Here is a 12,371-nt window from a genome sequence, read left to right as displayed (position 1 = left end):
CTGCCTCAGCCGCCCAGTTCCCCCACCGCCCGCCACGCCTGCTCGATTGCCGCCGTCATCGAAGGGCTGCCGGCGCTGTCGCTATTGGCGATGACCACATTGCCCGCGGCGGCGCGCGCGCGGTTCAGCGTGGCCTGCGCGGCGGCCTGGTCTTCGTATAGGCTGTTGGGCATGTAGCTGTAGCCGTGCGCCCAGCGGTTGACGGTGATGCCGCGGATAACGTCGCCGGACCGGAATCCGCCTCCCGCCAGCATGCGGTCGAGCTGGCCGCGGATGCCGGCTTCGAGCGCGTCGAACGGCGTGCCGAGGAGGAAGGCGCGCCCGGCGCGGAAGCGATCACGGGCCTGCATGCCGCTGTCGGGCACGGTGGGCACGTAGAGCATATGCAGCACCACGGGGTCGGACGGGCGCGCGCCGGCCGGGGTTTCCAGCCACAGGTCGGTGTAGGCCATGGCGGGCGCATGGATCCGGCGCGCCTTGAGCGCGGCAAAGGCCTGCCAGTTGTCGAGCGCCACCTTGCTGTAGACCACGGGTGCCTTCACATCCGAGCGCAGGGCCTGCTTCTGGGCTTCGGGCAGGCTGGGCATGATGAACGGGATCATCATGTTGTAGCCGGCCAGCACCACGTGCGCGGCTTCCACGCGGTGGAGGTTGCCGTTCCAGCCGTAGGTGACGCGCGTGATGCGCTGGTCAGGTTCGATGGCGATGGCGGTGCTGTTCAGGCGCACCCGGACCGTGGCGTCGTCGGTGTCGAGCCGGCTGTAGTCGAAGGCCGCCGTGCCGATGGCCTCGGGGCCCGCCCCCCTGGCGACGCCAGGGACCAGGCTCTGCACCAGCAGGCGTGCCAGCGAGGCGTTGCCATCAGGGAACCACAACGTGGAGGCGGCCGATTTGCCCAGACGCGGATCGAGGCTGGCCGGCGGCATGTTCTTGCCGCCCGGCAGGCCGATGCCGAGCGCGTCGAACACGGAGATGCCGTCCGCGTCGAGCGCGTAGGCGTCGTTGCTGCGGCTGCGGAAAAAGCGCTGGCCATCCAGGCCGAGGCCCGCCTTGTCGCGCAGGAAGACGGCGTACGGGGTGCGCTTGAGATAGGCCAGCCGCTCGGCATCGCTCATGCCGGGCAGGAAATCCGTGCCGCCATCGGCCAGGCGCGCCAGCGCGGCGCGCTCCTGCGGCGGCAGCGGCGCCTTGTCGAGGAAGGTCTTGAGCGCATCTGCGGAGGGCGGCTGCGCGCGCCCCGCGTTGCGCGCGTCGATGAGCTCGGCGAAGGGATCCCCGGCCACCAGTTGCTCGCGGCCAAAATGCTCGGCGTCGAAGAACACCGCACGGCCCATGCCGAGGTCACGGTAGGGATCGCGCGCCACCGGCGGCGGGCGCTTCGTCTCGACGCCAAGGCCAGCCAGCAGCGTGGCAACGGCGCGGCTATCCAGCGCGGTCGAGGGCATCTCGGCGCTGCCGCCATAGGTAACCAGCTTCCGCCCACGCACGGTGAACTCGTTGCGCTTGGCATGGCCGCCGAAATCGTCGTGGTTGTCGAGGATCAGTATGCGCTTGCCGGCGCCGAAGCGGCGCTGGTAGAACCACGCGGCCGCCAGCCCGCTGAGCCCGCCGCCCACCACCACCAGGTCGAACACTTCGCGCGCGAGCACGCCGGGGTATTTGGCGCCCTCGCGCGCCAGGCTGTGCGCCAGCGTATAGGTGCCGGCATGGTTGCCGCGCAGCCCCGTGAGTGCCGGCGGATAGACCGCGCCGCGCTCGGCGGCCTGCAGCAACTGGGCGGGCGCCAGGCCAGCGGCGATGGTCAGCGCGGCGCCGTTGAGGAAATCCCTGCGCGTAATGGTCATGTCGGGGTCGGGGTCATGTCGGGGTCGGGGTCATGCCGGTCTTTTGCTCTTCGCGTGCCCGGGCGTGGCGCGGGCTCAGCGCCCGCTCATCGCTTCCTTGTGGCGGCCGAGTTCGGCGCGCCGCGCGGCCACCGTTGCCTCGCTGACCGGGCTGGCGTTGTTGCCCCAGCCGCCGCGGATGAAGGTCAGGACGTTGGCCAGTTCCTGGTTGTCCAGCGTCCAGCCGTAGCCGGGCATGTGGTAGTCGGTGGCGGCCGTGCCCACCTGGGCCGTGACGGCGCCGTCGAGCAGCAGGCTGGCCAGCGCCGACGGGTCCGGGTCCATCACGGTGGGATTGCCCGCCAGCGGCGGGAACACCCGCGCGAAGCCCTTGCCGCCCGCACCGTGACAGGGCATGCAGAACTCCGCGTACTGGCGCGCTCCCGCGGTATCGAAGCGGCCCTGGGCGAGGCGGTCGGCAGTGCCGGCATCGTAGCGGTATGGCGCTTCGTCGCGCGCGCCGGGGATGGACTTGAGGTAGGTCGCCACCGCGTCGAGATCGGGCCGGCTCATGAACTGCGTCGACGACGCGATCACCTCGGACATTGGCCCGAACGAGGTGGCGTGCGCGTTGCGCCCGGTATGCAGGTACTCGGCGATTTCCTCGCGCGACCAGCCGCCCAGCCCGGTGCGCGGATCGCCGCGCAGGCTGGTCGAGGCCCAGCCGTCCACGCTGGCGCCGGCCAGGAAATGCCGGCTGCGCTCGTCGAGCCCGCGTTCAGCCATCAGCGTGCCGCGCGGCGTGTGGCAGGCACCGCAGTGGGCCACGGCCTGGACCAGGTAGGCGCCGCGCTGCCAGTCGGCGCTCTGGCCGGTGCCGGTGTGCACCGGCCCGCTCTCCAGGAACAGCCAGTTCCAGATACGCAGCAGCCAGCGCATATTGAATGGCCAGCGCATATCGGGCTCGGCGGTTTCGCTGCGCACCGGCTTCACCTCGGCGCGCAGGTAGGCATAGAGCGCCTGCACGTCGGGCTCATCGAGCCTGGCGTAGGACGGATAAGGCATGGCCGGGTAAAGCCGCTTGCCATGTTTCGCCACGCCCTGGCGCAGTGCGCGATCGAATTCCTGCAGGCTATAGGCGCCGATGCCGGTATCGGGCTCGGGCGTGATGTTGGTGGAGWAGAYGGTGCCCACCCCGGTGCGCAGCGGCAGCCCGCCGGCAAACGGCGCACCGCCGGGGCTGGTGTGGCACGCCGCGCAGTTGGCGACCTTGGCCAGGTAGCGGCCGCGCTCGATCTTCGCGGTGTCCGCCGGCTGGGCGGCGGCGAGCGGCGCCAGGCCCGCGCACGATGCCAGCAGCAGCATGGCGCCGAGGGCACGGCGAACGTTCTTGCGCAGGCCGCCGGCCAGCAAGCTGATGTCGCTGATGTAACCGTTGGCAGCGGCGGGCCGCCCGGGGATGAGGCTCATGTCGTCATGTATCGTTGTCCGCACCATTRCACACGGCGCGCTTGCCGGCAGGCCAACGCAGCACAGCCCGCACGCGGCGGGCAAGTCTGTGCGCTGGCCGCGCGACCGGGCACGAAACCCACGCGCTCAGCCGTGCGTCACCGCCCAGTGCGCCAGCGTGAGCAACAGCAGCACCAGCCCGGCCGCCAGCACCACGCCGGTCAGGATCAGCGGCACCGGCCGCACCGCCTGCAAGTCGCGCATATGCTCCTCGCCACGGCGCAGGCCGAGGAATCCCCACAACACGGTGGTCACCAATCTCAAGGGGTTCATTTTGCTTTTCCTTCCTTGTACGTCCGGCCGCCGAGGGGAGATCCGGGTGCAAATCCTTTACGGGTTGGAACGGATTATGGCTGTTGCCGGCAAGCAATAACAGCATCAGATCTGCGATAATTTTGCGTATCAGTTTTGACAGCCCGCCGGACCACCCGGCTGTTGCCCAACCCATGAAGCGCTACGAAGAACTGGCGGAGACGCTGGCCAGGGACATCCGCAACGGCAATTTGCCGCCCGGCACCAAGATGCCGTCGATCCGCAAGACGGTGGCGCAGTACGCCGTGAGTCCGGCCACCGCCTTCCAGGCCTATTACCGGCTGGAAGAGCGTGGGCTGGTACGGGCGCGCGAGCGCTCGGGCTACTACGTGACCGGCCCGGTCGGACGCACGCTGCCGTTGCCGCAGACCGCGGTGCGGCGCACGCACCAGGTCTCCACCGACGTGGATATCTCCAAGCTGGTGTTCTCCGTGCTGGACGCCGCCCGCGATCCGCAACTGATCCAGCTTGGCTCGGCCTTCCCGTCGCCCGAGCTGTTTCCGTGGGAGCGGCTGGGCAAGTCGCTGGCGCGCGCCGGCCGTGAGCTCGATCCGTGGTATTCGGTCAACGACATGCCGGCCGGGCATCTGGCGCTGCGCCAGCAGATCGGGCTGCGCTACCTCGGCGCGGSCGCGCCCCAGCCGACCGAGGAGATTATCGTCACCAGCGGTGCGCTGGAGGCGCTCAACCTGTGCCTCATGGCGGTGACCCAGCCCGGCGACGTGGTGGCCATCGAATCGCCAGGCTTCTACGCCTCGCTGCAGGCGCTGGAGCGCMTGCGCCTGCGCGCGGTGGAGATCCCCGTGGACCCGAGCGAAGGCATCGATCTCGAGGCGCTGGAAAATGCCCTCGAGCGCCACCCCATCAAGGCCTGCTGGTTCATGACACAGTTCCAGAACCCGCTTGGGGCCAGCATGTCCGAAGCACGCAAGCAGGCGCTGGTGACGCTGCTGGCACGCCACCGCGTGCCGCTGATCGAGGACGATGTGTATGGCGAGCTGTACTTCGGCAACCGCTGTCCGCTGCCCGCCAAGGCCTTCGACCAGGAAGGCCTGGTGATGCATTGCAGCTCCTTCTCCAAGACGCTGGCGCCGGGTTTCCGCGTGGGCTGGGTGGCGCCGGGACGCTACGGCGATATCATCCAGCGGCTGCGCCTGATGACCACGCTGTCGGCCGGCGTGCCGACCCAGGTGGCGCTGGCGGAATACCTGCAGAACGGCGGCTACGACAAGCACCTGCGGCGCCTGCGCCATGTGCTGGAAATACAGCAAGGCCAGCTGATCGCGGCGATCGGCCGGCACTTTCCGGAATCGGTGCGGGTCTCGCAGCCGGACGGCGGCTACTTCCTCTGGGTCGAGTTTCCCGAGGGCTTCGACGCACTCGCCCTGCACCGCGCGGCGCTGGAGCACGGCATCGGCATCGCGCCGGGGCCGATCTTCTCGGCGCGGCAGGGCTACCGGAACTGCATCCGGCTGAACTACGGCCATCTCTGGAGCGATGCGGTGGAGAACGCGGTGGCGACGCTCGGCGCGCTGGCCAAGGCCCAGCTTCAGCTTCAGCGATAGCGCTGCTCAGTGCCTGCTGCCGGTGCGTCCGTGCCGGCCCAGGTACCACTCCGCCAGCTCGAAGCCGCCCTGCACCACCAGCGCCAGCACGGCGGCCGGGATCGCACCGGCCATCAGCAGCCTGTCGTCGTTCAGCGCCAGCCCCGTGACGATGCGCTCGCCGTAGCCGCCGGCGCCGACAAAGGCCGCAATGGTGGCCGTGCCCACGCTGATGATGGTGGCGGTCTTGACGCCGGCCAGCAGCACCGGCATCGACAGCGGCAGCTCTACATAGCGCAGCACCTGGCCGGGCCGCAAGCCCAGCGCGCGCGCCGCGTCGCGCATGCCGGCGGGCACCTGGCGCAGGCCGGTCAGCGTATTGCGCACGATGGGCAGCAGCGCATAGAGGAACAGCGCCACCAGCGCAGGCCATACGCCGATGCGCCCCATCAGCGGGATCAGCATCGCCAGCAAGGCCAGCGACGGCACCGTCTGCAGCACGCTGACCAGCGCCAGCACCGCCTGCCCCGGCCGCGGCCGGCGCGCCGCCACGATGCCCAGCGGCACGCCCAGCAAGGTGGCCGCGCCCACCGCGCCGAGCACCAGCCCCAGATGGCGCCATGTCAGGTTCAGCGTGTCGCGGCTGAACAGTGTGCCGGCGAGCCCGGCGCGCGCGCCCGCCGCCGTCTCGCCCGCCTCCACGCCGCCGATGCCGCGCGCCAGGAAATTGCGCGCCACGGTGACGAACGAGTTTCCGTCCAGTTCGGCGGCCGCGTTCATGGCGATCATGTCCGCCGTGCTGATCTTGCCGGCCAGCCCTTCGAGCGCCTGCCAGGCACCGGGAAATCGTTGCGGCACGTCGCGCCGGTAGAGCACCACGGCGTCATAGCGCGGGAAATAGTGACGATCGTCGGCCAGCACGCGCAGCCCGTACTTGCGGATCTTGGCGTCGGTGGAATAAATGTCGATCGCGTCGACCTGTCCGCTGGCCAGCGCCTCGTAGGCCACGCCGTGGTCCAGCCCGAGCGGCCGCTGCCGCAGGCCGTAGCGCCGGGCCAGGCCGGGCCAGCCGTCCGCGCGGCCCAGGAACTCGTGCGACAACCCCAGGCGGAGATCGGGATGCGCGGCCAGGTCATCCAGCGTCGCCAGCCCGAGCCGGCCCGCCTTCGCGCCTGCCATGGCCACCGCGTAGGTATTCTCGAAGCCGAACGCGATGCCCGCCGCCAAGCCGAGCGGCGCCAGACCCTGGTTGATCTGCTCGAGGCTGGCGCCGGCCGGCAGCCTGAGGATTTCGCTGGCGATGGTGCCGGTGTAGTCCGGGTAGAGGTCGATGCTGCCGCTCTTGAGCGCCTCGAACACGATCGCCGTGTTGCCCAGGCCAGGCGTGTTCTCCGTGCTGGCGTGGGCGGCCGCGGTCTGGCTGAGGATCTCGCCGAGGATATAGGACTCGGTGAAGCGCTTGGAGCCAACCCGCAGCGTATCGGCGCGCACCGGCGCCAACAATGCCAGCCACGCCAGCGCCCAGCACAAGGCCAGCGCCAGCCGGGGCCGCAATGGATACCGGCGGGCGAAACAAGGTTGCGGTGTCGAAGGCAGGCTTTCCATGAGCGGCGGCATGCGGATGGCGACGTCGGTTGATCGCATGATACGTGCTCGCCCCATGCGGCGCCTCGGCCATCTGTCGTAGCACGAAGGAATGCAAAAATAGTATTTGCAATCAGAATACTTAACGATGGAGAATGCTAAAACCACATACATCGTGCCAAACCATGGAAATCCGGCAGCTGGAAGCCTTCGCGGCAGTCATCACCAGCGGCAGCATCACGGCTGCTGGCCGCCTGCTGGGCCGCTCGCAGCCTGTCATCACGCGGCTGATCCAGGAACTGGAGGCCGAGATCGGCTTTGCGCTGTTCGTGCGCAGCGGGCCGCGCGTGACGCCGACCGAGCGTGGTTTCCTGCTGTACGAGGACGTGGAACATGCGCTGGTGGGCCTGAAGCAGATCCGTGCCCGGGCCGACGAGATCGCCCGCGACGCGAACCGGCCGCTGCATATCGCCGCCACGCCGGCGCTGGCGGCCGGGCTGCTGCCGCTGGCGCTCGCCGGGCGCCTGCCGGATCACGCCGTGGGCCAGGCCATGGGCCAGGCCGCAAACCAGGCCGGCCATCCCGCGCACGGTACGTATGGCGCGCATGGCGTAGCGGGCCAGTCCAGCCAGATCCATATCGATAGCCTGTTCCCCGAGAAGGTCGTGCATGCGGTGCTGACCGGCGCCGCCGAGATCGGCGTCACCAGCCTGCCGCTGGAGCATCGCGGCGTGACCGTGCACTGGATCGGACAGGCCGCCTGCGTGGCCGCGGTGCGCGCCGACGATCCGCTCGCCGCGCTGGCTGCGATTCCACTGTCGGCCTGCAGCGGCCGGCGCATCATCACCATGCACAACCCTTACCGGCTGCGCCGCCGCGTGGACGAAGGCTTTGCCCGCGCCGGGGTGACACCGGCCGCACTGATCAATACCAATTCGTCCTTCAATGCGCTGACCTCGGTGCGTGCCGGCCTGGGCATTGCCGTGCTGGAGCCGGTTACCGCGCGCGGCGTGCCGCTGGCCGACATCGTGGTGCGCCCGATCGATACCGACATTCCCTTTTACTTCGGCGTGATCACGCCCCAGGGCCGCCCGGCCAGCGCGGCGGTGCTGGCGCTGATCGACGCCCTGGCCGATGCAGCCCGCGCGCTGCTTCCCGACTTCACGCAGCGCGGCCCCGAAGAGCATAGCGCGCTGCTGCAAGCGCTCTATGGCCCCGCCGACGACGCGCACGCCTCCCAAGATACGGAAACGAACGAATCATGACCCTGACTGCCGACATCACCCCGGCCCGGCCGGCCGCCGCCGGCGCCGCCCAAGGCCTGGCCGCACTGGAAGCACGCCTACGTCAGGACCTGGCCTGGCTTGAGCTGCCCGCCAAAGCGTGGGTTCCCGCGCGCACGCATCAGGGCCAGCCGGTGCTCGACGTGGCGGTGGTCGGCGGCGGCATGGCAGGCATGGCCGCGGCCGCCACGCTCAAGCACCTCGGCATCGCGGTGCGCATCTTCGACCGCTCGCCCGAAGGCTTCGAAGGCCCGTGGGCCACCACCGCGCGCATGGAGACGCTGCGCTCGCCCAAGCAGCTCACCGGCCCCGCGCTCGGCCTGCCCGCGCTGACCTTCCGCGCCTGGTTCGAAGCGCAGTTCGGCACGCCGGCCTGGGAGGCGCTGGACAAGATCCCGCGCCTGCAATGGATGGACTACCTGCGCTGGTACCGCCGCGTGCTCGAACTCGATATCCGCAACGCGCACACCGTGGCGCGCGTGCTGCCGCGCGCCGACGGGCTGGTGGCGCTGGAAATGCGCACCCCTGACGGCATGCAGACCGTGCTGGCGCGCCGCGTGGTGCTGGCCACCGGCCGCGACGGCCTCGGCGGCGCCTATGTGCCACCCTTCGCGCAAGCGCTGCCGCGCGCGAGCTGGGCGCATTCCAGCGACGAATTCGACTACGGCACGCTGCGCGGCAAGCGCGTGGGCGTGATAGGCGCCGGCGCATCCGCCATGGACAGCGCCGCCACCGCGCTGGAAGCGGGCGCGGCCAGCGTGGACCTGCTGATCCGCCGCGCCGACATCCCCCGCGTGAACAAAGGCAAAGGCGCCGGCAACGCAGGCATGACGCATGGCTATCCGGGGCTGCCCGACGAATGGAAATGGCGCATCCGCCATTACATCAACGTGCAGCAGGTACCGCCGCCGCGCGGCAGCACCCAGCGGGTGTCGCGCCACGCGAACGCGCGCTTCAACCTCGGCTGCGCGATCGGGCGCATCGAGCAGGCCGGCGACACCTTGCGCGTCCATACGTCCAGGGGCGTGTTCGAGCTGGACTTCCTGGTGTTCTCCACGGGCTTTCGCATCGCGCTCGAGAGCCGCGACGAGTTCGCCGCCTTCGCCCCGCATATCCGCTACTGGCGCGACCGCTACGCGCCGCGCGCGGGGCAGGAAGACCAGGAACTGTCGGACTCGCCGGACCTCGGCCCCGCCTTCGAATTCCTGGAGACGACGCCGGGCGCCTGCCCGGGGCTGTCGCGCATCCACTGCTTCAACTACCCCGCGGCACTGACGCACGGCACCGTGTCGGGCGACATCCCGGCCATCAGCGATGGCGCCAGGCGGCTCGGCCAGGGCATTGCCGCGCTGCTCTACCAGGAAGACGTCGAGACGCACTACGCCAATCTGGAGGCGTTTGCCGAGCCCGAGGTCTTCGGCGACGAATGGGTGGCCGCCGACCCGCCGCCAGCGCGCTGATCCCGCCATCCGGACCAACCGATTCCCGAGCCAGAACGAAACCGTCAACCGAACCGAGACGAAGACAAGGTCATGACCCAAGCCAACCCCAATCCCGACGTGGTCGACCGCGTGGCCGGCATCGCGGCCGGCTCCGCCACGCATGCGCTGCGCCACCAGCGCGACAAGGTAGCAGCCGCCACCCAGGGCAGCTACGATGCCCTGTTCGATCCCGCCCTGCCCGGCCTCCCGCTGGCCGAGCGCCTGCTGGTCGCGCTCTATGCGGCACGCCTCACGCCCTCGCCGGAACTGGCCGCGCACTACCGCCAGCGCCTGGAGGCAGCCGGCGCCGACGCCGCACTGATCGAAGCCGCCGGACATGGTGATCCAGCCACGCTGGCCGACGCGCGCCTGCGCGCCATGCTGGCCTTCACCCGCACCTTGATCGAGAACCCGGTGGCCGGCGACGAAGCCGCGCTCAGGACGCTGCCCGCGGCGGGCCTGTCCACGCCGGACGTGGTGACGCTGGCGCAGCTGATCGCATTCCTGTCCTACCAGGTGCGGCTGGTGGCCGGCCTGAAGGCCCTCAAGACCCTGCAAGCCGAGGAGAACGCAGCATGAGCGCGCCCGCCAACTTGTCCGCCAACTTGCCCGCCAACGCACCCATCAAGGCCCACGGCTTCACCAACGAAGTGCTCGACTGGAAGGCATGGCTGGRTGTGGCCCGGCTGGACCAGGCCACGCCCGCACAGATCGCGGTGCTGGAGGAAAGCCACCCCAAGGCCAAGGTATCCGACTACTACCTGTTCCTGGTGCACCAGCCCGAGATCCTGCGCCAGCGCTCCACCGCCTTCAACGCCATCATGTACGCCCCCGGCGGCATGGCGCGCGCCGAGCGCGAGCTGGCCAGCACGGTGGTGTCGCGCGTCAACGGCTGCGTGTACTGTGCCTCGGTCCATGCCCAGCGCTTCGAGCAACTGGCCAAGCGCAACGACGTGATCGCCCAGGTGTTCGAAGACCCGCGCGGCGCCGGCACCACCGCGCGCGAGCAGGCCATCGCGAAGTTCTCCATCGAACTGACCGAGCAGCCCGACGAAGTCAGTGCCGACAGCCTGCGCGCGTTGCGCGAAGTGGGCGTAAGCGACGCCGAGATCCTGGACCTGATCCACTCGATCGCCATCTTCGCGTGGGCCAACCGCCTGATGCTGAACCTGGGCGAGCCGGTGTTCCCGGCGCCGCAAGCCGCCTAGGCTGGCCGGGGGCGGGCACGCGCTGCCCGCCTGCCAACATGGCGCGCGCAAACTGCATGCCCGCCAGCAGGCGCCGCCGCGCCGCCCAGGTGCGCGAGCGCCGCCACGCAAGCAACGCCCGTCCCGCCAGCCCAGGCGCCATGGGGGTTGCGCGCCCTGCGCCGCGCCGCGCTAGCACAGCGCGCCGGCAGCCACAAACGCATATCCGAGTAAGCATCTACGCAAATATTCGTGGGAAGACCGCGGGGTGCCATGCTGCAATGCACGCATGGTTTTTCCTGCCCAGACTCCCCGATCCGATGCCACCCCGGCCGCCAGCATAGCCGCGCCGCTGCTCGCCGTGCGCGGGCTCGATGTGCACTTTCCCGGCAAGCACGCCGTGCAGGGACTCGACCTGCAGCTCGCCGCCGGCGAGATGCTGGCGCTGGTGGGCGAGTCCGGCTGCGGCAAGTCGAGCGCCGCGCTGGCGCTGATGGGCCTGCTGCCCGCCTATGCGCGCAGCACCGGCAGCGTGCGCCTGGACGGCCGCGAACTGATCGGCCTGGGCGAGCGCGCGCTGAGCGCCGAGCGCGGGCGCAGCGTGTCGATGATCTTCCAGGAACCGATGACCTCGCTGAACCCGGTGCTCAGCGTGGGCCAGCAGGTAGCCGAGGCCATCACCCTGCACCAGCCGCTGTCGCGCCGTRCCGCGCGTTCGCGCGCCATCGAGCTGCTTGAACTGGTGCGCCTGCCCGAACCCGCGCGGCGCTTCGACGCCTATCCGCACGAATTCTCCGGCGGCCAGCGCCAGCGCGTGATGATTGCCATGGCGGTGGCCTGCGGCCCGCGCCTGCTGATCGCCGACGAGCCCACCACCGCGCTCGACGTCACCATCCAGGCGCAGATCCTGGCCCTGATCGACAGCCTGCGCCACACGCTGGGCATGGCGGTGCTGCTCATCACGCACGACCTCGGCGTGGTGGCGGACTACGCCGACCGCGTGGCGGTGATGCACGGCGGGCGCAAGCTGGAGGAAGGCGCCACCGGAACCTTGTTCGCCGCGCCGGCTCATGCCTACACGCGCGGCCTGCTGGGCGCCTCGCTGCACGTCGCCGGCGGGCTGCACTATAGCCGCGACAGGCTGGCGGAGATCCGCGCCGGGAGCGACGGCGATTTCCGGCTGGTGACGCCGCCCGCCGCGCCACGGCGCATCGAATCGCGCGCTGCGGCGGCCGCCATGCCACTGCTCAGCGTGCAAGACCTGACGCTAAGCTACCCCGGCGACGATCACCAGCGCGTGCGCGCGGTGGACGGCCTGTCGCTCGACATCGCCGCCGGCGAAACGGTGGGCCTGGTGGGCGAATCGGGCTGCGGCAAGTCCAGCCTGTCGCGCGCCATCGTGCGCCTGGCGCAGGCCGATGCCGGCCGCGTGCTGTTCGCCGGCCAGGACCTGCTGGCGCTGGCGCCGCCCGCCCTGCTGCCGTGGCGGCGGCGCGTGCAGCTGATCTTCCAGGACCCATACGGCTCGCTCAATCCGCGCCAGCGCGTGGAAGAGATCCTCGGCCACGCGCTGGCCATCCACGGCGTGCGCGAGCGCCCCGAACGCGCGCGCCGCATTGCCGCCATCCTCGACGACGTGGGCCTTGGC

8 protein-coding genes and 1 pseudogene are annotated in these 12,371 nt (G+C 70.3%); 5 read left to right on the top strand and 4 right to left on the bottom strand.

The features are described from left to right. Positions 1–5: 5 nt before the first annotated feature. From AC1DO7_RS15160 to AC1DO7_RS15150, 3 genes are all read right to left on the bottom strand, one after another. The gene (locus AC1DO7_RS15160; RefSeq protein WP_441615629.1) at positions 6–1,844 is read right to left on the bottom strand and encodes a flavin monoamine oxidase family protein; all 1,839 of its coding nucleotides are present in this window, start codon (positions 1,842–1,844) and stop codon (positions 6–8) included. Positions 1,845–1,919: 75 nt separating this feature from the next. Further along, entirely contained in the window at positions 1,920–3,188 is a 1,269-nt protein-coding gene (locus AC1DO7_RS15155) for a cytochrome c (protein ID WP_477116292.1), read from the bottom strand. 231 nt (positions 3,189–3,419) lie between these two features. Next, positions 3,420–3,605, bottom strand: a complete 186-nt coding sequence (locus AC1DO7_RS15150; RefSeq protein WP_441615628.1) for a DUF2970 domain-containing protein — start codon at positions 3,603–3,605, stop codon at positions 3,420–3,422. Between the two features lie 173 nt (positions 3,606–3,778). Between AC1DO7_RS15150 and AC1DO7_RS15145 the strand changes: the two genes are divergently transcribed. Continuing rightward, positions 3,779–5,209: an aminotransferase-like domain-containing protein gene (locus AC1DO7_RS15145; RefSeq protein WP_477116290.1), complete on the top strand. Its 1,431-nt coding sequence runs from the start codon at positions 3,779–3,781 to the stop codon at positions 5,207–5,209. 6 nt (positions 5,210–5,215) lie between these two features. Here AC1DO7_RS15145 and AC1DO7_RS15140 read toward each other — a convergent pair whose 3' ends face one another. Next, entirely contained in the window at positions 5,216–6,793 is a 1,578-nt protein-coding gene (locus tag AC1DO7_RS15140) for an ABC transporter permease/substrate-binding protein (protein ID WP_441615740.1), read from the bottom strand. Between the two features lie 164 nt (positions 6,794–6,957). On the opposite strand from AC1DO7_RS15140, the gene AC1DO7_RS15135 reads away from it, so the two are divergent. The 4 genes and pseudogenes from AC1DO7_RS15135 to AC1DO7_RS15120 all read left to right on the top strand — a co-directional run. Continuing rightward, positions 6,958–8,037: a LysR family transcriptional regulator gene (locus AC1DO7_RS15135; RefSeq protein ID WP_441615624.1), complete on the top strand. Its 1,080-nt coding sequence runs from the start codon at positions 6,958–6,960 to the stop codon at positions 8,035–8,037. Continuing rightward, positions 8,034–9,515, top strand: a complete 1,482-nt coding sequence (locus AC1DO7_RS15130; RefSeq protein ID WP_441615622.1) for an NAD(P)-binding domain-containing protein — start codon at positions 8,034–8,036, stop codon at positions 9,513–9,515. The genes AC1DO7_RS15135 and AC1DO7_RS15130 overlap by 4 nt, the downstream gene beginning before the upstream one ends. Positions 9,516–9,587: 72 nt before the next feature. Further along, positions 9,588–10,744, top strand: a pseudogene (locus AC1DO7_RS15125) (CMD domain protein). A gap of 268 nt (positions 10,745–11,012) precedes the next feature. Next, on the top strand, positions 11,013–12,371 hold a 1,359-nt coding region (locus AC1DO7_RS15120), incomplete at its 3' end, for an ATP-binding cassette domain-containing protein (protein ID WP_477116289.1).

This window comes from Cupriavidus sp. 05N40, assembly GCF_056397305.1.
The sequence above is the reverse complement of the archived record's forward strand: the minus strand, read 5'-3'. Positions and strand labels throughout refer to the sequence as shown.